Genomic DNA, 26264 nt, shown 5'->3' with positions numbered 1-26264 from the left:
CGCGCGAGCGTGTGCACATGTCGTTGTTCACCCACCGCGCGTACTGGCGCTGGTCGGCCGGCGTCCAGTTCGCCCGGCTGCCGGCGACCATGGCGCCGCTCGCGTTCACCCTGCTGACCACCGCCACGACCGGGTCCTACCGGCTGGGTGGCGTGCTGATGTCGGTCTTCGTCGTCGCCGAGATGGCCGGCGCCGTGCCGGTCGGGCGGCTGCTGGACCGCGTCGGCCCGGCCCGCGGCCTGCCCGCGCTGCTGCTGGTCACGGGCGCCGGGTTCGTCGTGCTGGCCGTGGCGGCCGCGAGCCACGCGCCGAACGCCGTGCTGCTCGCGCTCGTCCTCCTGCCCGGCGTCTCGGCGGGGGCGTTGTCCGGCGGCTTCCGGACGCTGCTGGCCGACACGGTCGACGACGCGCTGCTGCCGCGGGCGATCTCCGTCGACGCGATGATCCTCGAAGGCGTGCTGATCGGCGGCCCGGCGCTGGTCGCCCTGCTCGACCTGGCCGGCACGTTCGTCCCGGTCGCCGCCATGGCCGTCGCCTGCGTGGCGGCTGCCGTGCTCGTCCCGCGCCGCGCGGGGGAGCCCGATCGGGCGGAAACCGGCGACGACGTCCCGGCGGCGCGGCTCATCACGTACCTGCCATGGCTGGCCTGCGCGTTCACCGTCGGGCTCCTCCTGTCGACGATCGAGGTGGCGCCACTGCCCTTGGTCCAGCGCCTCGGCGCGCCGGCAGCCGCGGCGCCCGTGGTGATCGCCGTGCTGAGCGGCGCGAGCATCGCGGGCAGCGCCCTCTACGCGTGGCGCGGGAAGACCGGCGACCCGAGGCTGTTCCTCGGCGGGTTCGTCGTCGGCGCCCTCGCGCTGGCCGCCGACCTCGGCTGGCCCGGGTTGATCGCGTCGGTGGCCTTGATCGGCGGCTGCACCGGGCCGCTGGTGGCCGCGACGTCGGTGAACCTGCAGCGGCTGCTGCCGAAGAACCGCAGGTCAGCGGGATTCTCGCTGAGTTTCACCGTGCAGGCGTGCGGCTTCGGGCTCGGCTCGCTGGCGGTCGGCGTGCTGCCGTTGTGGCTCGCCCCGGTGTTCGGTGCCTTTGCCGCGGCGATCGCCGGTGGAATGCTGGTGGTGAAGCCCGCGCGAACTATTGGCGCCGTGTCAGTAACGTCGTAACCTGGGCTGAACCTCGACCTACGGGAGACGCCGATGACTGCCGTCCAGCCGAAGCCGACGACGGTCGGCGAGACCTTCGACTCGCTCAGCCCGGCGACCGACGAGGTGGTCGGAACCTACCCGATCCACACCGCGGAGGACGTCAAGGCGGCCGTCGAACGGGCGCGCGTCGCGGCGGAGTGGTGGGCCGGCCTCGGCTTCGCCGGGCGCGCCGAGCGGCTCAAGAGCTGGAAGGGCGTGCTGACGCGGCGGCTGCCGCAGCTGTGCCAGGTGGTCCGCGACGAGACCGGCAAGCCGATCGCCGACGCGCAGCTGGAGAGCGTCCTGGCCATCGAGCACATCGCGTGGGCGGGCAAGCACGCGAAGAAGATCCTCGGCAAGCAGAAGCGGTCCGCGGGGCTGCTGATGTCGAACCAGGCGGCGACGGTGGAGTACCAGCCGCTGGGCGTGGTCGGCGTGATCGGCCCGTGGAACTACCCGGTGTTCACGCCGCTGGGCTCGATCGCGTACGCGCTCGCGGCGGGCAACGCGGTCGTCTTCAAGCCGAGCGAGTACACGCCGGGCGTCGGCAAGTGGCTGGTCGACGCGTTCGCCGAGATCGTGCCGGAGCACCCGGTGCTGCAGCTGATCACGGGCTTCGGCGAGACGGGCGCGGCGCTGGTCGGCGCGGGGGTCGACAAGATCGCGTTCACCGGCTCGACGGCGACGGGCAAGCGCATCATGGCCGCGGCGGCCGAGACGTTGACCCCGGTGGTCATCGAGGCGGGCGGCAAGGACCCGGTGCTGGTCGACGCGGACGCCGACCTCGACGCGGCGGCGGACGCCACGGTGTGGGGCGCGTTCTCCAACTCGGGCCAGACGTGCATCGGCGTCGAACGCGTGTACGTCCACGAGAAGGTCCACGACGAGTTCGTGGCGAAGGTGGTCGAGAAGTCGAAGGACGTCCGCGCGGGCTCGGACGAGGCGGCCCAGTACGGCCCGGTGACGATGCCGTCCCAGCTGGGCGTGATCAAGCGCCACATCCAGGACGCGCTGTCCCGCGGCGGCAAGGCGGTGCTCGGCGGCGAGGACGCGGTCGGCGACCGGTACGCGCAGCCGACGGTGCTGGTGGACGTCCCGGAGGACTCCGAGGCGGTGAAGGAGGAGACGTTCGGGCCGACGGTGACGATCGCCAAGGTCCGCGACATGGACGAAGCGGTCGAGCGCGCGAACAACACGAAGTACGGCTTGGGGTCGACGGTGTTCTCGAAGTCGCGAGGCGTCGAGCTGGCGGAGAAGCTGCGCACGGGCATGACGGCGATCAACGCGCCGCTGTCGTTCGCCGGTATCGCTTCCCTGCCGTTCGGCGGCGTGGGCGATTCGGGCTTCGGCCGCATCCACGGCCCGGAGGGACTGCGCGAGTTCGCCCGCACGAAGGCGATCGCGCGCCAGCGGTTCACGGCGCCGTTGACGCTGACGTCGTTCAGCCGCAAGGAATCGACGGACGCCCTGGTCGCGAAGCTGGTGACGATCCTCCACGGCAAGCGCTGACCCGGCCCGGGGTTGTGGACAACCGCGTCCGCAACCCCGGAACTGTCGGTGCCCACCGGTAAACTGGATACCGGGGGGCCGAGGGCCGCCCACAACAAGCCCGCGAACCGGCCCCGCGGCTAGGCCGACCGCCCCCGGATCAGGTCCGCGGCCTTCTCCGCCACCATGATCGTCGGCGCGTTCGTGTTCCCCCGCGGCACCACCGGCATCACCGAGGCGTCGACCACCCGCAACCCCTCCACTCCCTGCACCCGCAGCTCCGGATCGACCACCGACCCGATCGAGCAGGTGCCCACCGGGTGGTAGAGCGTCTGCGTGTGCTCCCGGATGTGGTCCGCCAGCTCGGAATCGCTCAAATCGAGCCGCGACGGCAGGAACGGCTTGTCCAGGAACCGCCGCAACGGCCCCACCTGCCCGATCTCGGCCAACGCCCGCAACCCCGCGATCATCCGCTCCATGTCCCGCGGGTCGGCGTAGTAGGCCGGGTCGATTTCCGGCTTCCACAACGGGTTGGCGGACTTCAGCCGCAGCCGGCCGCGGCTCGCGACGTCCACCAGGGTCGCCGCCGAGGTGAACCCGGGCATCGTCGGCTCGCGCAACCCGTTGTCGTAGAACAACGACGGCACCACGTGGATCTGCATGTCCGGTGCCGGCAGCCCGTCCGTGGTCGGGTAGAACGCGCCCGCCTCGCCGATGTTCGACGTCAACGGGCCGCGGCGCGTCAGCTGGTACCGCGCCAGCCCGAACAGCGAAGCCGCGTCGACGAGGTCGGTGGTGTCGCGGGTGGACCAGATGACCCCGCACGCCGGGTGGTCGTGCAGGTTCTCGCCGACGCCGGGCAGCGCGGCGACGACGTCGATGCCGTGCTCGCGCAGGTGCTCGGCCGGCCCGACGCCCGACACCATCAGCAACTGCGGCGAGTTGACGGCGCCGCCGCTCAGCACGACTTCGGCCGAAGCGCGGGCAGTCCGCTCCACGCCGTTGTCCAAATAGGACACCCCGACCGCGCGCGTGCCCTCGAAGACGACGCGGGTGGCGGGCGAGCAGGTCTTCACGGTCAGGTTCGGCCGCGAAAGCGCCGGGCGCAGGTAGGCGTCCGCCGTGGACCAGCGGCGGCCCTTCTTGCACGTCACCTGGTAGACGCCGGCGCCTTCCTGGCTCTCGCCGTTGAAGTCGTCGGTGCGCTTGAGCCCCCACGCGACGGCCGAATCGACCCACGCGTTCGACAGCTCGTGGGTGAACCGGCGGTCCTCGACGTGCAGCGGGCCGTCCGTTCCGTGCAGCGGCCCGCCGAGCCGCTGGTTGCCCTCGGCGCGCTTGAAGTACGGCAGGACGTCGTCCCAGCCCCAGCCCGCGGCGCCGTGCGAATCGCGCCAGCCGTCGTAGTCGGCGCGGTTGCCGCGGATGTAGATCATCGCGTTGATCGACGAGCAGCCGCCGAGCATCTTCCCGCGCGGCCAGTACGACGTCTTGCCCGTGTGCTTCTGCTCGACCGTCTCGTAGTTCCAGTCCCACTTGGTCTTGAACAGCGACGCGAAGGCGGCCGGGATGTGGATCTCGTCGGCGGTGTCCTCCGCGCCCGCCTCGAGGAGCAGGACCTGTGCCGCCGGGTCCTCGGTCAGCCGGTTCGCCAGCACGCAGCCCGCGCTCCCGGCGCCGACGATGACGTAGTCGTAGGAGTCTTGGACGGCCACGGTGCCTCCTGTTGGCGAGATGTCAACGACTCATCATGGCGCAGCGCCGCGCCGTCGGCCAGTCTAGGTTTCCCGGTGGGCCCCGCCAGGGGGTCGAGAGGGTGAACTATGCTCGCGGGGTACCCACGACCTGCGTGAATAAGGAGCAGCCTGCCGTGGCCCGAGTCGTCGTCGACGTCATGCCGAAGCCCGAAATCCTCGACCCGCAGGGACAGGCCGCGCTCGGCGCCGCCGGCCGCCTGGGGTTCACCGGGATCACCGAGATCCGCCAGGGCAAGCACTTCGAGATCGAGGTCGACGACACGGTCGACGACGCCACGCTGGAGAAGATCGCCGAAGGCTTCCTCGCGAACCCGGTCATCGAGCAGTGGACGATCACGCGGGTGGACGCGTGAGCGCGCGCATCGGCGTCATCACGTTCCCCGGCACGCTGGACGACGTCGACGCGGCGCGCGCGGTCCGTTACGCCGGCGGCGAGGCCGTGTCGCTCTGGCACGCCGACGAGAACCTCCACGACGTCGACGCCGTCGTCGTCCCGGGTGGCTTCTCCTACGGCGACTACCTGCGCGCGGGCGTGATCGCCCGGTTCGCGCCGATCATGACGTCGGTGATCGACGCGGCGCGCGCGGGCATGCCGGTGCTCGGCATCTGCAACGGGTTCCAGATCCTCTGCGAGGCCGGCCTGCTGCCGGGCGCGATGATCCGCAACCAGGGCCTGCACTTCATCTGCCGCGACCAGTGGCTGCGCGTGGAGAACACCGAAACGGCGTGGACCACGCGGTACGACGCCGGCGCCGAGATCCTCATCCCGATGAAGAACATCGACGGCTGCTACATGGCCGAGCAGTCCACTTTGGACGAGCTCGAGGGCGAGGGCCGCGTGGTGTTCCGGTACGTCGGCGGCAACCCGAACGGGTCGCGCAACGACATCGCCGGGATCCGCAGCGAAAACGGCCGGGTCGTCGGGCTGATGCCGCACCCGGAGCACGCGATCGACGCGCTGACCGGGCCGTCGGACGACGGGCTCGGCATGTTCTTCAGCGCGGTGGACGCGCTGGTGAAGGCCTGAGGGTGGGCCGCGCCCCCCGGTAACCATTCTACCGGGGGGCACCGACAGTTCCGGGGCTGTGGAGGTGAGTTGTCCACAGCCCCGGGTCACTTGCTCTGGTCGTTGGACAGCCACTTCTCCGGGCGCATCCGGACCAGGACCGACTTCTCGCCGAGCGCCGAGTCGACGTAAGCCGTTGCCTGGTCGGCCGGCCAGTAGCGCTTCGCGATGCGTAGGGCCTGCTCGCGCGTCGGGGGCTCGTCGTTCGCCACCACCGGGCCCTCGACCGTCACGTACTTGTACGGCGGGTTCTCGTCCTGGGCGACCAAACTGAGCCGGCCGGCCGCGCGGATCGACCTGTCCTTGACCGTGTCGCGCTCCATCCACAGCAGCACCTCGCCGCCCGGTTCGTAGTCGTACCAGATCGGCACCGCCAGGGGCGCCCGTCCCGCGCGCTCCACCGCGAGCACTCCCACGTGTACGCCGCTCAGGAACTCTTCGCGTTCCGCGGCGGTCATCACGAACGAAGACATGTCACTCCCCAGGTAGAAGATCGCCTACCCGGGGAGCAACACGTCGCACAGTTCGGACATTCCGGACTACGAAGCCGCCGCCACGAGGCGGGCGTACGAGCCGCCTGCCGACAGCAGCTCCTCGTGCGGGCCCAGCTCCGTGATGCGGCCGCCCTCGACCACCGCGACCCGGTCGGCCGCCGCGGCCGTGTGCAGGCGGTGGGCGATCGCGATCACCGTCCGGCCCGCCAGCACGCTGTTCAGCGACCGCTCCAGCTCGCGGGCCGAGCCCGTGTCCAGCAGCGACGTCGCCTCGTCGAGCACCAGCGTGTGCGGGTCCGCCAGCACCACCCGGGCCAGCGCCAGCTGCTGGGCGATCGCCGCCGGCACGGGGTGCTCGCCCGAGCCCAGCTTCGTGTCCAGCCCGGCCGGCAGTGACGCGACCCAGTCCGACGCGCCCGCCGACGCCAGCGCCGCCGTCAGCTCCTCGTCCGTCCAGTCGCCACCCGCCCGGCGGGCCGGCAGCGCCAGGTTCTGCCGCAGCGTCCCGGAGAACACGTGGTGCTCCTGGGTCAGCAGCAGCACCTCGCCTCGCAGCACGTCATCGGCCAGCGCCGAGACGTCCTGGCCGCCGACGCGCACCGAGCCCGCCGACGGCGCCGCGATGCCGGCCAGCAGCCGGCCCAGCGTCGACTTGCCCGCGCCCGACGGCCCGACGATCGCCAGCCGCTCGCCGCGCGGGACCCGCAGGTCGATGCCGTGCAGCACCTCGCGGTCCGCGGTGTAGCCGAACCGGACGCCGTCGACGTCGATGTCCCGCCCGCGCGGCACCTCGGTCACCTTCGGCGCGTCTTCGACGGCGACCGGCCGGACACCGATGATCCGGCGCGCCGCGGCCGCCGCGACCTGCAGGTCCTCCAGCCAGAACAGCGCCTCGTTGAGCGGCGCCGCCATGCCCTGCACGTACAGCAGCATCGTGGTGATCACGCCGAGCCCGGCCCAGCCCTGCGTGTACGCGAGCAGGCCGAGCAGCAGCATCACCGCGAGCGGCAGCACGTAGCTGATCTCCAGCGACGGCAGCCACCGCAGCTGCAGCGCCCGCATCCGGCGCTCGCCGTAGATGCTCTGGTCGAGCGCGTCGTGCGCGGCGTCGATCCGCCGCTCGGTCAGCCCGAGCGCCTCGGTCGTGCGCGCGCCCTCCGCGGTCTCGTGGACGCTGGTGGTCAGGTCGGCCCAGCGGTCGAGCATCCACTGCATGACCGCCGGGATCCGCCGCTGGTACCAGAAGTTCACCGGCACCAGCAGCGGCAGCGCGACCAGCAGGCCCAGCGACAGCAGCGGCGACGTCAGCACCATCGCCACGATCGTGAACACCACGGTCACCGTCGCGACCAGGATCTGCGGCACGGCGAACCGCGCCGCGTGGTCGATCCGGCCGAGGTCGGTGGTGGCCCGGCTCAGCAGGTCGCCGGTGCCCGCCGCCTCGACCGTGCCAAGCGGCAGCTGCAACGCCGTTCCGACGAATTCCTCGCGCGTCTCGGCCAGCACCAGCTCACCGAAGATCGCGCCCCGCATCCGCGCGATCTTCTGGCCCACCGCCTGCAGCAGCAGGATGCCGACGAACGCCGCCGCCAGCACGTCGACGTGCCCGGTCGTGGTGCCGGCCGCGACGTCGTCGACGAGCGCGCCGAGCAGCTGCGGCCCGGCCAGCCCGATCAGCGTGGCCACCGCCAGCGAGCCCAGCAGCAGGCCGAACTCGCGTTTGTGGATCGCCGCCGTCTTCAGCGCCCAGCGGCGGACGTCCCGCCGGGACGCCGTGGGGAGCCGTTTCATACCGTCACTACCTTCTTCGTGAAGACTTCGTCCGCCACGTGTGTCCACAAGGGACTCTGGCTGAACACCACCGTCGTCTTGCCGCGCCGCAGCTCGGCGATGCGTTCGGTGATGCGGGCCTCCGTGTGCGCGTCGACCGCCGACGTCGGTTCGTCGAGCACCAGGACGTCGGCGTCGGTCGCCAGCGCGCGGGCCAGGTTGAGCCGTTGCCGCTGGCCGCCGGACACCTCGCGGCCGCGCTCGCCGATCACCTCGTCGACACCGTTGGGCAGCGCGTCGACGATGTCGTCGGCATCGGCCGCGTACAGCGCTTCGGTGATGCTGACGTCACCCGGTCGAGCGGGTGCCAGCTGCTCGCGCAGCACGCCCGAGAACCAGATGTCCTGGTTGTGCGCGTAGACGATCCGCCGCCGCAGCTCCGCGAGCGCGACGTGGTCCGCCCGGACCCCGCCGACCAGCACTTCTTCGTCCTCGGCCGGATCGGCGAACCGCGCCAGCCGGTCGGCCACCGCTTCGCCGTCGGCGCCGAAGTCGACGACCGTCAGGCGGCCCGGCGCCACCCGCACCCCGGACGTGGTGTCCACCAGCTCCAGCGGGCCGTCGGGCAGCGGCACCGGCGTCTCCGGGTCCGCCAGCTTCGGGCGGATCGCCAGCAGCGCCACCACCTTCCGCGACGCGACCAGGCCCGACGTGATCGACCCGACGGCCTCCGTCGCGGCGTTGACCGGCCAGATGAGGAAGGCCGAGACGCCGTAGAACGCCACCAGCTGCCCGATGTCGATCGAGCCCGCCACGGCCAGCCGCGCGCCGAGCCAGGTGATCACCACGGTGACCAGGCCGGGCAGCGCGATCTCCGCCGCGGCCAGCCACGCCTCGGCCTTGCCGACCTCGACACCCGCCTGCCGCACCCGCTGGCTCGTCTCGCGGAAGCGGGCGAAAAACCGCCGCTCGCCGCCGATGCCGCGCAGGATCCGCAGGCCGGACACGATGTCCGCGCCGAGCGCGTTGACGTCCCCGCGCTTCTCGCGCTGCTTCGCCTTGCGCTTTTGCAGCGGCGCGAGCAGCGGGCCGATGCCGAGCACCGCGACCGGCACGCCGACCAGCGCGACCACGCCGAGCAGCGGCGACGTCGAGACCAGCCACACCGCGACCACGACGAACGCCAGCAGCGAGCCGAACGCGCGGCCGGTCATCTCGACGGTGTTGCCGATGTGGTTGACGTCGGTCGTGGAGACCGCGACGAGGTTCCCGGTGGTGGTCTGCTCGCGCAGCCCGGCGCCGACGCGCGTGGTGTGCGCCGACACGGTTCGCTGCGTGGTGCCCGCGCCGTGGAGCCACAGGCCGTAGTTGAGGAAGTGCAGCCAGGTCCCGAACGCCGTCTGGACCAGCCCGAGCGCGGCCGCGGCCAGCGCCCAGCGCCAGACGGCCGCGCCGTCGTGCGCGCTGATGGCGCCGATGCCCTGGCCGACGACCAGGGGCAGCAGCGCGCCGGGAAGCGCCCACACGACACCGATCGCGGCCGCGCCGAGCACCGAGCCGAGCCGAGCCCGGAACACGGCGAGCAGGAAGCGGCTCGCGGTCGGCCGCGCGGGTAGCCGCAGCGGCGGAAAGGGGTACGTGGCGGAAAGCACGATTCTCGACGGTAAGCCGCCGACCAGCGGAAGGCGACCGATTTTCCGGCAGCTCGCGCACGCCCGGCGCTTAGGGGACCCCCGGTTTCAACGTTACTCGCGCCCACCGACGATTCCGGCCCGCGCGCCCGGCCCGCACCCCGAGTTGTCCACAAGGCGCGCCACGCACCCGAGTTGTCCCCAGGTCCTCCGGATGTCTGCTCGGTCACACCCGCCGAGCGGTGTCCGGCTTCGGCGGCCCACCGTCCGGGGCGGCCGGGCCCGGCACGTATCCTGACGGCCGTGGCGAACCCTGACACGGACACCGTGACCAGCACCGTTGACACCACCGAGCGCGCCGGGGCGACCCCGGACCACACCCAGCCCTACCGCGAACTGGGCCTCGCCGACGACGAGTACGCCCGCATCCGGGAGATCCTCGGCCGCCGGCCCACCGACGCGGAGCTGGCGATGTACTCGGTCATGTGGAGCGAGCACTGCTCGTACAAGTCCTCCAAGAAGCACCTGCGCTACTTCGGGGAGACTGCCACCGACGAGATGAAGGCCAAGATGCTGGCCGGCATCGGGGAGAACGCCGGCGTCGTCGACATCGGCGAGGGCTGGGCGGTCACCTTCAAGGTGGAGAGCCACAACCACCCGTCCTATGTGGAGCCGTACCAGGGCGCCGCGACCGGGGTCGGCGGCATCGTCCGCGACATCATGGCCATGGGCGCGCGGCCGCTCGCGGTCGCCGACGCACTGCGGTTCGGCCCGGCCGACGCCCCCGACACCAAGCGCGTGCTGCCCGGTGTGGTCGCCGGTGTCGGCGGCTACGGCAACTGCCTCGGCCTGCCGAACATCGGCGGCGAGCTCGTCTTCGACCCGTCCTACTCGGGCAACCCGCTGGTGAACGCCCTCTGCGTCGGCGCGATGCGCGTCGAGGACCTGCACCTCGCCTTCGCGTCCGGCACCGGCAACAAGATCATCCTGTTCGGCGCGCGCACCGGCCTCGACGGCATCGGCGGCGTTTCCGTCCTGGCGAGTGACACCTTTTCGGGTGACGAGTCGGCGTCGGGCCGCAAGAAGCTGCCGAGCGTCCAGGTCGGCGACCCCTTCACCGAGAAGGTGCTCATCGAGTGCTGCCTCGAGCTGTTCGCGCAGAAGCTCGTCGTCGGCATCCAGGACCTCGGCGGCGCCGGGCTGTCCTGCGCGACGTCGGAGCTGGCCGCGGCCGGCGACGGCGGCATGCACATCTACCTCGACCGCGTTCCGCTGCGCGCCAAGGGCATGACGCCCGCCGAGGTGCTCTCCAGCGAGTCGCAGGAGCGCATGTGCGCGGTCGTCGCGCCGGAGAACGTCGAGGCGTTCATGGCCGTCTGCCGCAAGTGGGACGTCATCGCCACCGACATCGGCGAGGTCACCGACGGCGAGCACCTGGTCATCACCTGGCACGACGAGGTCGTCGTCGACGTCCCGGCGCACACGGTCGCCCACCAGGGCCCGGTGTACGACCGGCCGATCGAACGACCGTCCACTCAGGACGCCCTGATCGCGGACACGTCGGCGAACCTGCCGCGTCCGTCCACTCCGGAAGAACTGCGCGCGGACGTCCTCAAGCTCATCTCGGCGCCGAACCAGGCGTCGAAGGAATGGGTGACGTCGCAGTACGACCGGTACGTGCGCGGCAATTCCGTGCTGGCCCAGCCGTCGGACTCCGGCATGATCCGGATCGACGAGTCGACCGGCCGCGGCGTCTCGGTGGCCACCGACTGCAACAGCAAGTTCGTCTACCTCGACCCGTACCGCGGCGCGCAGCTGGCGCTGGCGGAGGCCTACCGCAACGTCGCCACGGGCGGCGCGACGCCGGTGGCGGTGTCGGACTGCCTGAACTTCGGCGCCCCGACCGACCCGGGCGTGATGTGGCAGTTCGAGCAGGCCGTGCACGGCCTCGCGGACGGCTGCGTCGAGCTGGGCATCCCGGTCACCGGCGGCAACGTGAGCTTCTTCAACCAGACCGGTGACACGGCGATCCTGCCGACGCCGGTGATCGGCGTCCTCGGCGTGATCGACGACGTCACCCGCCGCATCCCGACCGGCATCGGCGCGGAAGCCGGCGAAACCCTGCTGCTGCTGGGCGAAACGCACGACGAGCTGGACGGCTCGGCGTGGGCCCGCGAGCTCCACGGCCACCTCGGCGGCGTTCCGCCGAAGGTCGATCTCGCCCGCGAGAAGCTGCTGGCGGACATCCTGGTGGCGGGTTCCCGCGACGGCATGATCTCGGCCGCGCACGACCTGTCCGACGGCGGCCTGATCCAGACGCTGGTCGAGACCGTCCTCATCGGACAGTGCGGCGCCCGGGTGTTCCTCGACGCCGACCAGGACCCGTTCGTCCAGCTGTTCTCCGAGTCCGCCGGCCGCGTGCTCGTGGCGGTTCCGCGCACGGAAGAGCTGCGCTTCACGGAGATGTGCACGGCGCGCGGCCTCCCGTGGCGCAAGACCGGCGTCGTCGACCCGGAGTCGGGCACGCTGGAGCTGCAGGGCATCACCGAGTTCACGCTCGACGAGCTGCGCGAGGCCTGGGAGCGCACGCTCCCGGCCCTGTTCGACTGAGCGGTCGGGGCCTTCGGCGCCGCCGAAGGCCCCGAACCGATCAAGCGCGCCAGGCCGGCCGCCGCGCGTTGGTGATCCAGCGCAGCAGCCACTCCGCGGGCCCGTACCGGTGCCCGCGCAGCCACCACGCGCTCGCCGCGAGCTGGACGGCGAAGAACGCCACGGCCAGCCCGGTCGTGGCGAGCGGCGAGAACGTCCCGGCGAGCCCGAGCCCGGCACCGGTGAAGACGAGCAGGCCGAACAGCGCTTGGGCGAGGTAGTTCGTCAGCGCGATGCGCCCGGCCGGCGCGAGCGCGTCCCGGACGGAGGCGGTCCGGTGCATCACCCGCAGCAGCGTCGCGACGTAGGCCGCGGTCAGCAGCGGCGCGGTGGCGATGCTCGCCGCGACGGCAAGCGTGTTGCCGTTCCCGCCGCCAAGTGTGTAGGCCACCCCGCCGGCGATCCCCACCGGGAAGCCGATCCACTGGAGGCGGCGCAGGACCGGCTCGTCGCCGCGCACCCGCGCGAACAGCCGTCGACGGCCGGCGACCATGCCGAGCAGGAACATCGCGAGCCCGGCCGGCCCCTGCAGCGAAACCGCCTGCACGAACAGCAGCGACAGCCCGTCGAGGTGCTCGCCGATGACGTCACCCCAGCCGCCGAGCAGGGCGGCGGTCGAGCGTTCGGCGTTGGCCAGCGCTTCGGCGCCGGACGGCACGAAGGCGGAGCGGTCCAGGAAGAGCCCGCTCGCCAGCGCGCTGAGCAGCACGACGCCGTAGACGACGGCCGCGATCCGCAGCGCCGTCCGGTCGCTGACCCCGCGCAGCCAGAACAGGATGAGGCACACCACGGCGTAGGTGGTGAGGATGTCGCCGCCGTAGAGGAGCACGATGTGCAGCACGCCCAGCGCGAACAGGCCGGCAATCCGGCACAGCATGCGCGGCGCGAAGGCCGCGCCCGCGCGGGCGGCCGCCTCGATCTGCAGGGTGAAGCTGTAGCCGAAGAGGAACGAGAACAGGAGGTAGAACTTCATGTCGACGAACACCGACGACAGCCCGCGGACGACGTCGTCGAACGTCGAGGAGAACGCCGGGTCGGTGACGAGGTTGCCGGGGTAGCCGGAGGCCATGAAGGTGATGTTGACGATGAAGATGCCGAGGAGCGCGAACCCGCGCAGGGCATCGACGTCCTGCACGCGGGTCCCCGCGGCGAACGGCCGTGTCATGTGTTTCCCCAGGTCAGTAGTTAATGTCCCCTAGATACTATCCCTCGGACGCTAATTGGAGGAAGCCCATGGCCGAGACGGAGCTGCCCGCGGCCCTGCGGCGGCTGTGGCGGCGTCCGGCGGCGCCGCGCGCGGGACGGCCGGCCGAGCTGGACGTCGACAGCGTGGTGGTCGCGGCCGTCGAGCTGGCCGACCGCGACGGGCTGGCCGGGGTGACGCTGCAGAAGGTCGCCCAGAGCCTCGGCTTCACGAAGATGGCGCTGTACCGCCACGTCGGCTCGAAGGAGGAGCTGTTCGAGCTGATGGCCGACCACGCCGCGGGCCCGGTGCCCGACCTCGGCGAGCCACCGGAGTGGCGCGAGGGCGTGCGGCAGTGGGCGACCGCGGTCCGGGCGCGGTACGCCGAACACCCGTGGCTCGTCGACGTGCCGATGGCGGGCCCGCCGCGCGGCCCGAACGCGATCGGCTGGATGGACGCGCTGCTGCGGGCCCTGCGCGGCACCAGGCTGGACCTGGGCACGCAGGCGGGCGTGCTGAACGTGCTGAGCGGGCACATCCGGAACGCGGCCGTGCTGTCCCGCCAGTACGCGGCGGTCGACCAGGCCGCGCTGGAGCGCGACTACGGCCGGGCACTGGCGGAGCTGGTCGAACCGCACCGGTTCCCGGACGCGGCCGTGCTGTTCACGGCCGAGGTCTTCGAGCCGGCCGGCGGAGACCCGGCCGACCACGACCTCACGTTCGGCCTGGAGCTGATCCTCGACGGCGTCGCGGCGGTCATCGCCCGCCAGTGACGTCCACTGTGGACTAACAGCCGGAAACTGTCGGTGCCCGCCGGTAGCGTGGAAAACGGGGGCTGCTCAGCCCGCCTTGGCCACGATCCGGGCAATCCCGTCGCGCAGTTCCTCGAGCGTCCACGCCTCGGGCAACCGCACGTCCTTCTCGGCCCGCACCAGCGTGTTGTACAGCGAAACCGACTCGGGCAGCGAGGCGAACCGCAGATCGGTCTGCCCCTCGAAGGAAGTCCGCCGCAGGTCCAGCGCCTCCGAGGCGACCACGCCGGAGAACCCCGCGTCCTTCGCGAACTTCGCGTCCTTGAACGCCGTCCGCCCGGCGAAAGTCGTGTCGGTGAACTCCGCGGTCTCCGCGAACTCCGTGCCGCTGAACCAGGCGCGGCTTTCGAAAACCGCGCCGCGGCAACGGAAGTAACCCACCTGGCGACCGGATTGCGTGCCCGCGGCGGTGAAGTACACCCGGCCTTTGAAGCGGCAGCCGCTGAGGTTCGTGGTGCTGTGCAGCGACGCGTACCGCAGCAGCAGCCCGCCGATCAGCTTGCCCGACAGGTCCAGGTACTCCAGCCGGGCGCCGGTCAGGTCGAGGTCGTACGCCGGGGCGTCGTCGTCGCGCGCCGGGAGCAGGTCCGACACCAGCCGTTGCGCCGTGAGCCGGACCGTGAGCTCGCGTTCCCGCTCGGGATCGGGGTCCTCGTCCGAGGACGTGGGCCGGGTGTAGTCGAACGGCCGCCGCAGGTAGGAACACAGCACGTCCAGCACCGTCTGCGTGTAGCCCGGCCGGCTCCGCGCCAACCCCGCGAGCGCGTGCAGAGCCCCCACCCGCACCTGGTCGGCCGCGTGGCCGAGCAGCTCGACCGCCTTCGCGAACCGCTCGTCCGCCACCCGCTCGCGGTCCTGTTCCGCGCGCTGCGCCTCGAGTTCGTGCCGCTGCCGCTCGATGTCCTGGCGCCGTTCCTCGACCCGGCGGCGCCGGTCGTTCAGCCACAGCGCGTACAACGCCACGATCGCACCGCCGGCCAGGCCGCCGGTCTTGAGCGCGTCGCTGCGGCTGGTGGCGGGGTCGGCCAGCAGCCAGCCGCCGACCCCGAGCAGCAGCACCACCGACGCGAGGAACGTCCACGCCAGCGGCGATCGCCAGAGTTTCACCGGCTCAGGACACCAGCATCGTGCTGACGCAGAAGCCCTTTTTGTCGAAGTTCGTGGCGCTCAGCGTGCCCTGGACCGGCTTGCCGGCGGACGTGCCGGAAACCTCGGCCACGACGAGGGACTTGCTCGCGGGGATGTCGCTCAGCTGCAACTGCAGCGGCGGCTCGAGGAACGTCTCGAGCCACGAGCTGATCTGCTGCTTCGAGTCGGCGCACCCCATGGCGACGGCGCCGGCGTTGTCGCCCGCGTTCAGCTTGTCGACGAAGCCCTGCAGCACGGCCTTGCCGTCCGAGCTGCCGCCTTCGCTGCCGGACGGCGGCTTCTTGGTCGTCGACTTCGGCGCCGTCGGCTTCGCGGACGTGCTCGACGCCGGCGCCGCCGTGTTGGTGTCGTCCTTCGACAGGAAGAACCCTGGCGCGACGAAGCCCGTGACGCCCACCACGGCGAGCACGACGACCACCGCGGCGCCGATGGCGATCCACATCCCGGTCTTGCTCTTCTTCGGCGGCGCGGGCGGCCCGCCGAAGCCCTGCGAGTAGCCGCCGGTCGCCGGGTCCCAGCCGGACAGCTGGCCGGCGGCCGCGTTCGGGTCCCACGCCTGCTGGCCGTACTGCTGCGCGTTCGGGTCCGCCCACGCCGACTGCTGCGGTTGCTGCTGGGCGTACGGGTCGCCCCACGTCGGCTGCGGGTTGGCCGGGAACCCGCCCGAGGCCGGCGGGTACTGCTGCGTCGGGTACGGCTGTTGCTGCTGGTTGGGGTCCCACCCGCCCTGCTGGGGGTACGGCTGCTGCGGGACGCCGCCGGACTGCGGCTGGCCGTACGGATCAGGCTGGCCGGGCTGAGGCGGGTAGGTCATGGGTCCGTGCCTTCCGGGCGCTGGGGTTCGTGCGCTTCCGACGTCCGGTGGGCGCGTGCGGTTCCCCAGGACGTGACTGCAGCATTCTGCAATGCCCGGACGGTACGGCATGAAACCGGCTCCCGGATCGTGACGACGCGAACCCGTCACGATCCGGGAGCCGGGCCGGGGTGGGTCAGCCGTTGGCGAGCGCCTGGAGCCGGTCGTAGGCACCGTTGAAGGTGTCCTGGTCGAGCGGGCTCGAGGTGTACTGCCAGACGGTGTAGAAGCCCCAGTTGTAGGGCAGGGTGCCGACCGACGACGAGTACCGCGCGACCCACAGCGGGGCCGTGCTGGAGAAGTCACCGCTCACGCAGCTGCTCCACCAGCTCGTCGACGTGTAGATGACCGGCCAGCGCCCGGTCAGGGACTTGTACGTGTCGTGGAAGTCGAGGATCCACGACGTCATCCCCGCCTTGCTCAGCCCGTAGCAGGTCGCGCCGTACGGGTTGTACTCCATGTCGAGCGCGCCCGGCAGCGTCCTGCCGTCCTTCGACCAGCCGCCGCCGTGGGCGACGAAGTACCGCGCCTGCGCCGCGCCGCTCGAGGTGTTCGGGGTGGCGAAGTGGTAGGCGCCGCGGATGAAGCCCTGGTTGTAGGAGCCGTTGTACTGCTGCGCGAAGTACGGGTTCGTGTAGCTGGTGCTCTCCGTGGCCTTGGTCCAGACGAACCGCTTGCCCTGGTTCCACCAGTACGCCCAGTCGACGTTGCCCTGGTAGCTGGCGACGTCCATGCCGGCCACCGTGGCCAGCACCTGGCCGGGGATGGCCTGGCCGGGCTGCGGCTGCTGCGCCGCCCGCTGCGTGTCCGGCGTCGACTTGTCGCCTTCGACGCGCCGGATCTGCGACCCCAGATCGTGGTTGTGCTGTGCGATGTCCGCGTTGATCGCGGCCACGGGGTCGACTTCGGGGGACAAGGTCGCCGCCTGGGCCGTGCTGCCGAGCAGGAGCAGCGTGGCCGGGACGACCAGGGCAGCGAACAGCCGCCCTCTTCGGGATGTGGACATCGTTGGATCCCTTCACAGATACCCTCGCGACGAGCGGCTTACTGCAGGTAGCCGCCCGAGCACGATTGTTGAGGACGAAGTGGCGTTTGTCACTCAGTTCCGTGAAATTGGGTATACGTGTGGGTGATTTTCCCGGGAAGAAGATCGTTAATTGGTGACGGGTTAACACCTATTATTGGAAATGCTGGGCCGTTCAGCCCAGTGCGAGGGCGAGCAGCCGGTCCGCCGAGCCGTTGAACCAGTTCTGGTCGCCGGGCAGGGTTCCGCGGTCGGCGAACTGCCAGATCGTGTGCACGCCCCAGCCGGCGGGCAGCTCGCCGACGAAGGTGTTGTAGCGCGCGATCCACAGCGGGTTGGCGCCGAAGCCGCCGTTGTTCGCGGTGCACCGCTTCCACCAGCTCGTCGACGTGTAGATCGTCGGGGGACGGCCGGTCGCCGCGCGGTAGGTGTCGGAGAACGCGCGGATCCAGGCGACCATCCCCGCGGCGTCCTTGCCGTAGCAGGTTTCGCCGTACGGGTTGTACTCCGCGTCGAGCGCGCCGGGCAGGGTCTTGCCGTCGGCGGACCAGCCGCCGCCGTGGGCCAGGAAGTACCGCGCCTGCGCCGCGCCGTCGGAGATGTCCGGCCGGGCGAAGTGGTAGGCGCCGCGGATCAGGCCGGCCTTGTAGGAGCCGTTGTACTGCTGGGCGAACTGCGGGTTGACGAAGCCGGTGCCCTCGGTCGCCTTGACGTAGACGAACTTGGCGCCCGAGCCGGCCGCGCCCCGCCAGTCGACCGGGCCCTGGTGCCCGCTGACGTCGTGGCCGAGCACCTGGTCTTCACCGCCGTACAGCACGTCCGGCGCTTCGCCGACGCCCTCGACCTTGGCGATCTGCGAACCCGCGAAGTGGTCCTGGGCGCCGGCGTAGATGTCGTCGGCCTTCGCCGTCGCCTGCCCGGCCACGAGGAGGGTGGCCGCGAGGACGGCGGCGAAGGGCAGCGAACGTCTTTTCACCCTCTGGCTCCCCACCGATCTCGTGAGACTTCTTCAGCCTCACCATGCACCGGCGTCGCCGGATCGGCGAGTCGATGATCACTCGATCGAGTGGGAGCCGCAGGTCAGCGTCGTTCTTCGGCGATGGCCTTCATCAGGTGCTCAGCCGGCACGACGGCCGTGATGAGGTCGTGCGGGTTGATCGCGACCGGGTGCCCGCCGAGGAGGTCGACGATGTCGCGCCCGACCACGGCCCGCGCGTGCGGCCACTCGCGCGGCACGAGCGACTTGCGCGTGTAGGCGGGCACCATGACCCGGCCGTCGGTGTTGTGGAAGCCGATGACGGTCCGCTGCACCGGCGACATCGCGTAGACGAACAGCGTCGCGTCGAGGACGACCTTCGGCAGGTCGGACGGCGGGCGGTGCTCGGTGCGGACGAGCTGCAGCAGGTGCTCGAGGTCGTTCGCCGGTTCCGGGAAGCCGAGCGCCTTGGGCGAGGGTCGGTAGCGGTCGTTGGGGTGGAAGTCGGCGACGACGTCGCCGGCGTCGTTCACCGGGTAGGCGCCGACGACCGCCCACGACGGCACCGGGCCGTTCGGGTCGAAGGCCTCGTCGATGACGTAGAGCCAGCTGTTCGGGTTGGCGCGGGCGTTCGCGCGCATCTCCTCGGTGATCTCGGGCGTGCCCTGCTTGCCGGAGCGGCGCGCCTGCCGGCCGTCGCGACGCGCGGTGCGGTCGTGCTTGCCGTGCCTGCCGCCGGGGCGATCGGCTCCGCTTCCGGTGGGCTGCTGCGAAACCATCCGATCCGCCTCGTCCCGCTGCGCCATCGTCATCCCCACGTTCTCGGGTGTGCCTGCCAAGTCTTGGTGCGCCACTCTACTGTTTGCCCATGGCCTCTTCGCGTTCGGTCGACCCCGGACAGTTACGTGCGGCGGTGCTGGCGGTTTCCCCGTGGTTGCAGGGCGGCGAGCCCGCTCCCGCGCGCCCGGAACTGGCTGCGGCGGTGCGGTTGTCGCTGCGCGCGCTGGCGGCGGACGCGCCGGGCCGGACGGTCGAGGTGCGGGTGCCGCCCTTCGCCGCGGTGCAGTGCGTCGAGGGCCCGCGGCACACCCGCGGCACCCCGCCGAACGTGATCGAGACCGACCCGCGCACGTGGCTCGAACTGGCCACCGGGCAACTGGACTGGACCACGGCAGTGGCGGCCGGCCGGGTGTCCGCGTCGGGCACCCGGGCCGACCTGTCCCACTGGCTCCCCCTCGTCCGGCTCTGACGGACGGGACCGGGGACAGGGGCTACGGCTTGCGGCCGATCCCGCCCGCGATGGTCCGCTGGGCCACGTTGAGCTCCTTGAGCCGCGGGCCGTCCGGCCACCAGTCGGCGCAGCGGACGACGCCGGGGGGCACCATCTCGAGGCCGGCGAACAGGTCCTCGATCTCCTTCTGCGTCCGGAAGGTGCCCGAGCCCATCGGGCTGTGCAGGAAGAAGTCCTCCATCTTGCGGGCGGTGGCGGAGTCCTCGTCCTCGGGGTCGAAGAAGTGCGAGATCGCCACGAACGAGCCCGACGGCAGCGCGTCGACGTACTCCTTCATGATCTCCGCCGGCCGCTCGTGCGGGCCGTTGTAGTGGTGCAGCGTGCCCAGCTGGAGGAAGGCGACCGGCTGCGAGAAGTCGATGTGCTGCCGGACGGCCTCGTGCTCGAGGATCCGCTGCGGCTCGAAGATGTCCTCGGCGACGAAGTGGGTGTTCTCGTTCTCTTCGAGCAGCGCGCGGCCGTGGGCGAGCACGACCGGGTCGTTGTCGACGTAGACGACCTTGATCTCCGGGTTGATCCGCTGGACGACCTGGTGGGTGTTCTCGGCGGTCGGCAGGCCGGAGCCGCAGTCGAGGAACTGCGTGATGCCGGTCTGGCTGGCGAGGAAGCGGCAGGCCCGGATCAGGAAGCCGCGGTTTTCGAACGCGAGGTCCTGTGCCTCCGGGGCGGCCTTCTGCACCTTGTGCAGGACCTCCCGGTCGATCTCGTAGTTGTCCTTCCCGAGGAGGAAGGCGTCGTACACGCGCGCGATGCTCGCTCGGGTCGGGTCGACCCCCACGGGAACTCGTTCGGTCCGGGTCGCGGCGTCGGGCATCTTGAACCTCGCAAGTTTTGTGTTGAAAGTCTCGTGCTCTACGTACAGTAGGACGACGCGCGCATGGGGTAAACCGGGTCACCCCTTTGCGCAAGAAGCCTCAACGTGTACTTTCGGTAGTCGGGCTAGACGAGTAATGCGTAAGTCTGGGTGGTGGCTGGAGATGGGCGAAGGGTGTTCAAGATCGGTTTGTGACGACAGACCTGAACACCCTTCTCACCGCACTCTACGTCAAGATCGACGACCACCTCGCCGGCAGGCGGCGGGTGGGCAGGCCGCCGAAGCTGACCGACGCGGAGCTGGTGACCTTGGCCGTGGCCCAGGCGTTGCTGGGGTTCACCTCCGAGGCCCGCTGGCTGCGGTTCCTGCCCGCCCGGATGCCCGGCGCGTTCCGCTATCTGCCTGGCCAGTCCGGCTACAACCGTCGGCTGCGTGCCGCGTTGCCGCTGGTCAAGCAGGTCATGCGCTGGCTGGCGGCGGACACCGACCTGTGGACCGACACCACCTGGATCGTGGACTCCACCCCGGTCGAATGCGGTCGCTCCCGACCCACGGTCCAGCGTTCGGAGCTGGCCGGCTGGGCAAAGTATGGCTTCTGCCGCTCCCACTCGCGCTGGTTCTGGGGACTGCGGCTGCATCTGGTCTGCACCCCGGCCGGACTCCCCATCGCCTGGGCGCTGGCCGACCCGAAGGTCGACGAGCGGCAGGTGCTCATGGCCATCTGCGACCACGAACCCCACCTGCTCACCGAACGTCCGGGGCTGCTGATCATCGCCGACAAGGGCTACGTCTCCGCGGAACTGGACCGCTTCCTGGCCGAGCGCGGGGTCCGGCTGATCCGGCCGTCCTACCGCAACCGCAAGCCGCATCCCGGTGAGCCGCTGCTCAAGTCCATCCGCCAGCTCATCGAGTCGGTCAACGACACCCTCAAGGGCCAGCTGAACCTGGAACAGCACGGTGGACGCACCATCGAAGGCGTCGGAGTCCGCATCGCCCAACGCCTCCTGGCCCTCACCGCCGCCATCTGGCACAACCGCGCCACCGGCCAACCCATCACCCGATCACTGACCGCCTACGACCACTGACCGAGTTACGCATTACTCGTCTAGAACCCCCTGGTGACGTGAGCGCGGAAGGGCCGGGAATGAACGCGGTGAACGCGTCCGCAGGTGAACAGAACATCGGCCCGACGGCGCGCCGCATGATCCTCGGCTCGCAACTGCGCCGTCTCCGCGAAGAGGCCGGCATCACCCGTCAGCAGGCCGGTTACAACATCCGTGGGTCCGAGTCCAAGATCAGCCGGCTGGAGCTGGGCCGGGTCGGGTTCAAGGAACGCGACGTCACCGACCTGCTGACGATGTACGGCGTCGACGACCCGGCCGAGCGCCGGGCGTTCCTCGACATGGTCAAGCAGTCGAACGAGCCGGGCTGGTGGCGGCGCTTCGGCGACACCATGCCGAACTGGTTCACCGACCTGGTCGGCCTCGAAGAAGCCGCCGCGCGAATCCAGATCTGGGAGCCGATCTACGTGTCGGGCCTCCTGCAGGTCGAGCCGTACGCACGAGCGATCTTCAGCCACGGCCGCCCGGACATGGCCGACGAGCGGGTCGACCAGCTCGTCGCGCTGCGGATGCGCCGCCAGAAGATGTTCAGCAGGCCGGACGCGCCCCGCGTGTGGATGGTGCTCGACGAGTCGGTGCTGCACCGCCCGATCGGTGGCCCGAAGGTCCTCAAGCAGCAGATCGAATACCTGCTGGAAATGAGCGCGTTGCCGCACGTGTCGATCCAGGTGCTGCCGTACGAGAGCAGCGGCCTCTCCGCGGAACACGCTTTTTCGCTGCTGCGGTTCGGCGAGCCCGAACTGCCGAACATCGCCTACGTCGAGTACCTGACGGGCGCGCACTACATCGAGAAGCGCGAAGAGATCGAAAAGTACAGCCGCGCGCTCGACATGCTGGCCGTCGACGCGGAGACTCCGGAGCGGAGCCGGGGGATGCTCGCGAAGCGTCGCCAGGAGATCTAGAAAGCCTTGCCTGTACCCGATTCGGCGGTGCCGGGTGCTGCCCGCTGACCGGTAACTTGGCGTAGCGGTTAACCCGTTAGGGCGAGTATCTGTCACCCGACAGGGTAAGCTCGACCAGCTGATTCTTTACCGTCCGAGAACTTTGCAAGAAATTCTGCACGTGCATTTACCGCTGCAAGCACACGTGCTAGCCTCGGACACGCGGGCAAATGCACATGCAGATGCATCGTCCGGAAGGCTTTTCTGCTGCGAGAGGTGGGATCATGGCTGAGCGATTCGAGAACGGCGTCCCGGCTGATCGGCTGACCGGTGTCGCATGGCGCAAGGCGAGCTACAGCAACTTCAACGGCAACTGCGTCGAGGTCGCGCCGCTGTCCAACGGCGAGATCGCGATGCGCAACTCGCGCTTCCCGACCGGCCCGGCGCTCGTCTACACGCGCGCCGAGATGGCGGCGTTCCTGGCGGGCGCGAAGGACGGTGAATTCGACGATGTCCTCGGCTGAGGCCGTCGCCCCCGTCTTCGACATCGAGACCGGTCTGCAGGAGCTGGTGGCTCGCGGCTACCAGTTCGTCCACCCCGCCGACGAGCGCGGCGAGGTCCTCGCCGTCGTCGGCGTGCGGGTGCACGACGACGTGGTGGACGTGGTCCGGCTCAACGCCGAGGACGACGTCGTGGCGACCAGGATGCCCGGCTCGGAGGAGAACATCTTCGAGCCGGAGCGGTGGCTGTGGCGCCGCCGCGGGGAAGGCGCGCAGGTGCTGGCGGAGATCCTTTCGTTGCCCGACGCGTGTTAGCGGAACAGGCTTGCGGGCCCCGTCCGAAGTGGTCAGAACCACGCCGGGCGGGGCCTGACTCATGCCCGCACCGTCTACACTGAAATCGGCCTGACCACGTCTTCCCAGGAGCTCCTCGGTGGTTTCCGACCCGCAGCTCGTGTCCGACCAGCCCGAACCGGAACCCCGTGAGGAGTGTGGCGTCTTCGGCGTCTGGGCTCCCGGGGAAGAAGTCGCGAAGCTGACCTACTACGGCCTCTACGCCCTGCAGCACCGGGGCCAGGAGGCCGCCGGCATCTCCGTCTCCGACGGCTCGCAGATCGTGGTCTTCAAGGACCTCGGCCTGGTCAGCCAGGTGTTCGACGAGCAGATCCTGCAGTCGCTGCAGGGCCACATCGCCGTCGGTCACTGCCGGTACTCGACCACCGGCGCGACCATCTGGGAGAACGCCCAGCCGATCTTCCGCACCACCGAGACCGGCAGCGGCCTCTCCTTCGCGCACAACGGCAACCTGGTGAACACGGCCGAGCTGCGCGAACGCACCATCGAAGCGGGGCTGAAGCCGCACGCGGGCCTCACCGGCTCGTCCAGCGACTCCGACCTGATCTGCGGCCTGCTCGCCGCGAACGCCGCCGACAAGGGCATCGAGGCCGCGGCCATGGAGCTGCTGCCCACCCTGAAGGGCGCGTTCTGCCTGGTGTTCTCCGACGAAAACACGCTGTACGCGGCGCGTGACCCGCACGGCGTGCACCCGCTGGTGCTCGGCAGGCTCGAGCGCGGCTGGGTCGTCTCGAGCGAGACGGCGGGCCTCGACATCGTCGGCGCGTCGTTCGTCCGCGAGGTCGAGCCGGGCGAGCTGATCGCCATCGACGCCGAGGGCCTGCGGTCCTCGCGGTTCGCGAACCCGGACCCCAAGGGCTGCGTGTTCGAGTACGTCTACCTGGCCCGCCCCGACACCACGATCGCCGGCCGCGGCGTGCACGCCACCCGCGTCGAGATCGGCCGCCGCCTCGCGGCCGAGCAGCCGGTCGAGGCCGACCTGGTGATGCCGGTACCGGAGTCGGGCACCCCGGCCGCGATCGGCTACGCGCAGGGCTCGGGTATCCCCTACGGCACCGGCCTGGTCAAGAACGCCTACGTCGGGCGCACCTTCATCCAGCCGTCGCAGACCATCCGCCAGCTGGGCATCCGGCTCAAGCTGAACCCGCTGCGCGACGTCATCCGCGGCAAGCGCCTGGTCGTGGTGGACGACTCGATCGTCCGCGGCAACACCCAGCGCGCGCTCGTCCGCATGTTGCGGGAAGCCGGCGCGCTCGAGGTGCACGTCCGGATCGCGTCGCCGCCCGTGCGCTGGCCGTGCTTCTACGGCATCGACTTCGCTTCGCGGGCCGAGCTGGTCGCGAACGGCGTCGACACCGACGGCATCCGGCGCTCGATCGGGGCCGACTCCCTGGGCTACATTTCCCTGGACGGCCTGGTAGCGGCCACGGAACAGCCGAAGTCGCGGCTGTGCACGGCGTGCTTCTCGGGCGAGTACCCGATCCCGCTGCCGGAAGACGCGTTGATCGGGAAACACCTGCTCGAAAGCCTCGACGCGGTCAATGGCGCGGCGACCCCCGTCAGCCCCGCCGGGTACGGTGCCGAGGACGCCGTCCGGCGTCCCTGAGTTCCTTCCAGTAGGGAGTCCGTCCACCGTGAGCGAGTCCACGAGCGCCACGTACGCCGCCGCCGGCGTCAGCATCGACGCCGGCGACCAAGCCGTCGAGCTGCTCAAGCCGCACGCCGAGCGGGCCACGCGGCCCGAGGTCATGGGCGGTGTCGGCGGCTTCGCCGGGCTCTTCTCCCTCAAGCTCGACAAGTGGAAGGAGCCGATCCTCGCGTCCTCGACCGACGGCGTCGGCACCAAGATCGCGGTCGCGCAGGCGCTCGACAAGTACGACACGGTCGGCATCGACCTGGTCGCCATGGTGGTCGACGACCTGGTCGTGACCGGCGCCGAGCCGCTGTTCCTGCAGGACTACATCGCCGTCGGCAAGGTGCACCCGGAGAAGATCGCCGCCCTGGTCGGCGGCATCGCCGAGGGCTGCGTCCAGGCCGGCTGCGCGCTGCTCGGCGGCGAGACGGCCGAGCACCCGGGCCTGATGGGCGAGCACGACTACGACATGTCGGCCACCGGCGTCGGCGTGGTCGAGGCGGCCCAGCTGCTCTCGCCGAGAAGGTCCGCCCGGTGACGTCGTGCTGGCGCTCGGCTCGTCCGGATTGCACTCGAACGGGTACTCCCTGGCCCGCCACGTGCTGCTGGACATCGCCCGGATGCCGCTCGGCGGGCACGTCGAGGAGTTCGGCCGCACCCTCGGCGAGGAGATGCTGGAGCCGACGCGGATCTACGCGAAGGACTGCCTGGCGCTCGCCGCCGAGACCGAGGTCCGGACGTTCGCGCACATCACCGGCGGCGGCCTGGAGGCCAACCTCGCGCGCGTCATGCGCGCGGCCTGGTCGCCCGGCTCGACCGCGGCACCTGGACGCCGGCGCCGGTGTTCGCGCTGATCGGCCAGCGCGGCAAGGTCGAGCGCGCCGAGCTGGAGAAGACGTTCAACATGGGTGTCGGCATGGTCGCGATCGTCGGCGCCGAAGACGTGGACAGGGCGCTGGCCATGCTCACCGCGCGGCATGTCCCGGCATGGGTGCTCGGCGACGTCCAGCCCGCCGAAGACGTCGACGGCCCGCGCGCGTGCTCTCGGGCGACCACCCGCGGTTCTGACGGTGGCCGCCGGGGACGTCGTCGTCGGCTCCCGGTTCGTCATCCCGGAAGCCGAGCTCAGCGAACGCTTCTCGCGGTCGTCCGGCCCCGGCGGTCAAGGCGTCAACACGACGGACTCGCGGGTCGAGCTGTCGTTCGACGTCGCCGGGTCGCCGTCGATCCCCGAGCACCTGCGTGAGCGCTGCTGGCCGGGCTGGCGTCCCGGCTGGTCGACGGCGTCCTGACGATCGCGGCCAGCGAACACCGGTCCCAGCTGCAGAACCGTGAGGCAGCCCGCGGCAGGCTCGCGAACCTCCTGCTCGACGCCTCGGCGCCGGCCGCCCGCCAAGCGGCGTCCCACGAAACCCTCGCGGGGTTCGAAGGAGCGCCGCCTGGCGTCGAAGAAAGCGCCGGAGCGACGTGAAGAAGGGCCGCTCCGGCCGCTTCGACGACTAACTCATCGAGAGGTGCACGCACTCGCCCGCCGGCCGGTAGCCGACGCGGGCGTAGACGTTCCCGATCCCCAGGTCGCCGGGGGTGAGGAACGCCGTGTGCGCCCCGGCCTCGTGGACCTCGCGGGTGAGGC

23 protein-coding genes and 2 pseudogenes are annotated in these 26264 nt (G+C 70.9%); 14 read left to right on the top strand and 11 right to left on the bottom strand.

Translation table 11 applies throughout. From position 1 onward, the window contains the following. Nucleotides 1–17 precede the first annotated feature (17 nt). Complete coding sequence (locus BLW76_RS05615; RefSeq protein WP_091304796.1) at nucleotides 18–1163, top strand: MFS transporter; 1146 nt, start codon at nucleotides 18–20, stop codon at nucleotides 1161–1163. A gap of 33 nt (nucleotides 1164–1196) precedes the next feature. Further along, entirely contained in the window at nucleotides 1197–2693 is a 1497-nt protein-coding gene (locus BLW76_RS05610; RefSeq protein WP_091304795.1) for an aldehyde dehydrogenase family protein, read from the top strand. Between the two features lie 119 nt (nucleotides 2694–2812). On the opposite strand, the gene BLW76_RS05605 is transcribed toward BLW76_RS05610, so the two are convergent. Continuing rightward, entirely contained in the window at nucleotides 2813–4387 is a 1575-nt protein-coding gene (locus BLW76_RS05605; RefSeq protein ID WP_091304794.1) for a GMC family oxidoreductase, read from the bottom strand. A gap of 155 nt (nucleotides 4388–4542) precedes the next feature. Between BLW76_RS05605 and purS the strand changes: the two genes are divergently transcribed. Both purS and purQ read left to right on the top strand, forming a co-directional pair. After that, complete coding sequence (gene purS, locus BLW76_RS05600; protein WP_013230759.1) at nucleotides 4543–4782, top strand: phosphoribosylformylglycinamidine synthase subunit PurS; 240 nt, start codon at nucleotides 4543–4545, stop codon at nucleotides 4780–4782. Continuing rightward, nucleotides 4779–5456: a phosphoribosylformylglycinamidine synthase subunit PurQ gene (gene purQ, locus BLW76_RS05595; protein ID WP_091304793.1), complete on the top strand. Its 678-nt coding sequence runs from the start codon at nucleotides 4779–4781 to the stop codon at nucleotides 5454–5456. The genes purS and purQ overlap by 4 nt, the downstream gene beginning before the upstream one ends. A gap of 86 nt (nucleotides 5457–5542) precedes the next feature. Here purQ and BLW76_RS05590 read toward each other — a convergent pair whose 3' ends face one another. The 3 genes from BLW76_RS05590 to BLW76_RS05580 form a co-directional block, all read right to left on the bottom strand. After that, a complete protein-coding gene (locus BLW76_RS05590) occupies nucleotides 5543–5968 on the bottom strand; it encodes a pyridoxamine 5'-phosphate oxidase family protein (protein ID WP_091304792.1) in 426 nt (141 codons plus the stop codon). Between the two features lie 66 nt (nucleotides 5969–6034). Next, a complete protein-coding gene (locus BLW76_RS05585; protein WP_091304791.1) occupies nucleotides 6035–7780 on the bottom strand; it encodes an ABC transporter ATP-binding protein in 1746 nt (581 codons plus the stop codon). Then, a complete protein-coding gene (locus BLW76_RS05580; RefSeq protein ID WP_091304790.1) occupies nucleotides 7777–9411 on the bottom strand; it encodes an ABC transporter ATP-binding protein in 1635 nt (544 codons plus the stop codon). The genes BLW76_RS05585 and BLW76_RS05580 overlap by 4 nt, the downstream gene beginning before the upstream one ends. A gap of 282 nt (nucleotides 9412–9693) precedes the next feature. Here BLW76_RS05580 and purL point away from each other — a divergent pair, with 282 nt between their 5' ends. Further along, nucleotides 9694–12000 (top strand): phosphoribosylformylglycinamidine synthase subunit PurL, encoded by a 2307-nt coding sequence (gene purL / locus BLW76_RS05575; protein ID WP_167384482.1) that lies wholly within the window; start codon nucleotides 9694–9696, stop codon nucleotides 11998–12000. A 40-nt stretch (nucleotides 12001–12040) separates the two neighbouring features. Here the strand turns inward: purL and BLW76_RS05570 are convergent, their stop codons facing one another. Next, nucleotides 12041–13204 carry a DUF418 domain-containing protein gene (locus tag BLW76_RS05570; protein ID WP_091304789.1) on the bottom strand — a complete coding sequence of 388 codons (1164 nt, stop codon included), beginning with the start codon at nucleotides 13202–13204 and terminating at the stop codon, nucleotides 12041–12043. A gap of 68 nt (nucleotides 13205–13272) precedes the next feature. Here BLW76_RS05570 and BLW76_RS05565 point away from each other — a divergent pair, with 68 nt between their 5' ends. Continuing rightward, nucleotides 13273–13995, top strand: coding sequence for a TetR/AcrR family transcriptional regulator (locus BLW76_RS05565; RefSeq protein WP_208613221.1), 723 nt, complete (start codon nucleotides 13273–13275; stop codon nucleotides 13993–13995). 66 nt (nucleotides 13996–14061) lie between these two features. Here the strand turns inward: BLW76_RS05565 and BLW76_RS05560 are convergent, their stop codons facing one another. The 5 genes from BLW76_RS05560 to BLW76_RS05540 form a co-directional block, all read right to left on the bottom strand. After that, nucleotides 14062–15141 (bottom strand): pentapeptide repeat-containing protein, encoded by a 1080-nt coding sequence (locus tag BLW76_RS05560; protein ID WP_091304788.1) that lies wholly within the window; start codon nucleotides 15139–15141, stop codon nucleotides 14062–14064. A gap of 4 nt (nucleotides 15142–15145) precedes the next feature. Further along, nucleotides 15146–15997, bottom strand: coding sequence for a hypothetical protein (locus tag BLW76_RS05555; protein WP_091304787.1), 852 nt, complete (start codon nucleotides 15995–15997; stop codon nucleotides 15146–15148). 175 nt (nucleotides 15998–16172) lie between these two features. Then, nucleotides 16173–17042: a lysozyme gene (locus tag BLW76_RS05550; protein WP_091304786.1), complete on the bottom strand. Its 870-nt coding sequence runs from the start codon at nucleotides 17040–17042 to the stop codon at nucleotides 16173–16175. A gap of 193 nt (nucleotides 17043–17235) precedes the next feature. Beyond that, on the bottom strand, nucleotides 17236–18036 hold the full coding sequence (locus BLW76_RS05545) for a lysozyme (RefSeq protein WP_091304785.1): 801 nt from the start codon (nucleotides 18034–18036) through the stop codon (nucleotides 17236–17238). A gap of 104 nt (nucleotides 18037–18140) precedes the next feature. Further along, nucleotides 18141–18848: a type VII secretion system-associated protein gene (locus tag BLW76_RS05540; protein WP_091304784.1), complete on the bottom strand. Its 708-nt coding sequence runs from the start codon at nucleotides 18846–18848 to the stop codon at nucleotides 18141–18143. A 56-nt stretch (nucleotides 18849–18904) separates the two neighbouring features. On the opposite strand from BLW76_RS05540, the gene BLW76_RS05535 reads away from it, so the two are divergent. Beyond that, the gene (locus BLW76_RS05535) at nucleotides 18905–19285 is read left to right on the top strand and encodes a sterol carrier family protein (protein WP_167384481.1); all 381 of its coding nucleotides are present in this window, start codon (nucleotides 18905–18907) and stop codon (nucleotides 19283–19285) included. A gap of 22 nt (nucleotides 19286–19307) precedes the next feature. On the opposite strand, the gene BLW76_RS05530 is transcribed toward BLW76_RS05535, so the two are convergent. Then, nucleotides 19308–20105 (bottom strand): SAM-dependent methyltransferase, encoded by a 798-nt coding sequence (locus BLW76_RS05530; RefSeq protein WP_167384554.1) that lies wholly within the window; start codon nucleotides 20103–20105, stop codon nucleotides 19308–19310. Nucleotides 20106–20332: 227 nt separating this feature from the next. Between BLW76_RS05530 and BLW76_RS05525 the strand changes: the two genes are divergently transcribed. From BLW76_RS05525 to arfB, 7 genes and pseudogenes are all read left to right on the top strand, one after another. After that, a complete protein-coding gene (locus tag BLW76_RS05525; RefSeq protein ID WP_091304781.1) occupies nucleotides 20333–21226 on the top strand; it encodes an IS982 family transposase in 894 nt (297 codons plus the stop codon). Between the two features lie 59 nt (nucleotides 21227–21285). Next, nucleotides 21286–22164: a helix-turn-helix domain-containing protein gene (locus tag BLW76_RS05520; RefSeq protein ID WP_091304780.1), complete on the top strand. Its 879-nt coding sequence runs from the start codon at nucleotides 21286–21288 to the stop codon at nucleotides 22162–22164. A 263-nt stretch (nucleotides 22165–22427) separates the two neighbouring features. After that, nucleotides 22428–22667, top strand: coding sequence for a DUF397 domain-containing protein (locus tag BLW76_RS05515; protein WP_091304779.1), 240 nt, complete (start codon nucleotides 22428–22430; stop codon nucleotides 22665–22667). Continuing rightward, on the top strand, nucleotides 22654–22959 hold the full coding sequence (locus tag BLW76_RS05510) for a hypothetical protein (protein WP_091304778.1): 306 nt from the start codon (nucleotides 22654–22656) through the stop codon (nucleotides 22957–22959). Before BLW76_RS05515 ends, BLW76_RS05510 begins: the two co-directional genes overlap by 14 nt. Nucleotides 22960–23077: 118 nt before the next feature. Next, on the top strand, nucleotides 23078–24604 hold the full coding sequence (purF, locus tag BLW76_RS05505) for an amidophosphoribosyltransferase (RefSeq protein ID WP_091304777.1): 1527 nt from the start codon (nucleotides 23078–23080) through the stop codon (nucleotides 24602–24604). 28 nt (nucleotides 24605–24632) lie between these two features. Next, nucleotides 24633–25699, top strand: a pseudogene (gene purM / locus BLW76_RS05500) (phosphoribosylformylglycinamidine cyclo-ligase). A 2-nt stretch (nucleotides 25700–25701) separates the two neighbouring features. Continuing rightward, nucleotides 25702–26134 (top strand): annotated as a pseudogene (gene arfB, locus BLW76_RS05495) (alternative ribosome rescue aminoacyl-tRNA hydrolase ArfB). Nucleotides 26135–26264: the final 130 nt, after the last annotated feature.

The sequence above is a fragment of the Amycolatopsis tolypomycina genome, assembly GCF_900105945.1.
Lineage (GTDB): Bacteria > Actinomycetota > Actinomycetes > Mycobacteriales > Pseudonocardiaceae > Amycolatopsis > Amycolatopsis tolypomycina.
The sequence above is the reverse complement of the archived record's forward strand: the minus strand, read 5'-3'. Positions and strand labels throughout refer to the sequence as shown.

Bases quoted from the DNA above. Each gene is read 5' to 3' on its own strand.
- BLW76_RS05570 (WP_091304789.1), bottom strand. From the start codon at position 13,204: ATGACACGGCCGTTCGCCGCGGGGACCCGCGTGCAGGACGTCGATGCC.
- BLW76_RS05520 (WP_091304780.1), top strand. From the start codon at position 21,286: ATGAACGCGGTGAACGCGTCCGCAGGTGAACAGAACATCGGCCCGACG.
- BLW76_RS05615 (WP_091304796.1), top strand. From the start codon at position 18: ATGTCGTTGTTCACCCACCGCGCGTACTGGCGCTGGTCGGCCGGCGTC.
- BLW76_RS05510 (WP_091304778.1), top strand. From the start codon at position 22,654: ATGTCCTCGGCTGAGGCCGTCGCCCCCGTCTTCGACATCGAGACCGGT.
- BLW76_RS05610 (WP_091304795.1), top strand. From the start codon at position 1,197: ATGACTGCCGTCCAGCCGAAGCCGACGACGGTCGGCGAGACCTTCGAC.
- BLW76_RS05585 (WP_091304791.1), bottom strand. From the start codon at position 7,780: ATGAAACGGCTCCCCACGGCGTCCCGGCGGGACGTCCGCCGCTGGGCG.
- BLW76_RS05515 (WP_091304779.1), top strand. From the start codon at position 22,428: ATGGCTGAGCGATTCGAGAACGGCGTCCCGGCTGATCGGCTGACCGGT.
- BLW76_RS05555 (WP_091304787.1), bottom strand. From the start codon at position 15,997: ATGACCTACCCGCCTCAGCCCGGCCAGCCTGATCCGTACGGCCAGCCG.
- BLW76_RS05540 (WP_091304784.1), bottom strand. From the start codon at position 18,848: ATGACGATGGCGCAGCGGGACGAGGCGGATCGGATGGTTTCGCAGCAG.
- BLW76_RS05535 (WP_167384481.1), top strand. From the start codon at position 18,905: ATGGCCTCTTCGCGTTCGGTCGACCCCGGACAGTTACGTGCGGCGGTG.
- BLW76_RS05550 (WP_091304786.1), bottom strand. From the start codon at position 17,042: ATGTCCACATCCCGAAGAGGGCGGCTGTTCGCTGCCCTGGTCGTCCCG.
- BLW76_RS05590 (WP_091304792.1), bottom strand. From the start codon at position 5,968: ATGTCTTCGTTCGTGATGACCGCCGCGGAACGCGAAGAGTTCCTGAGC.
- BLW76_RS05565 (WP_208613221.1), top strand. From the start codon at position 13,273: ATGGCCGAGACGGAGCTGCCCGCGGCCCTGCGGCGGCTGTGGCGGCGT.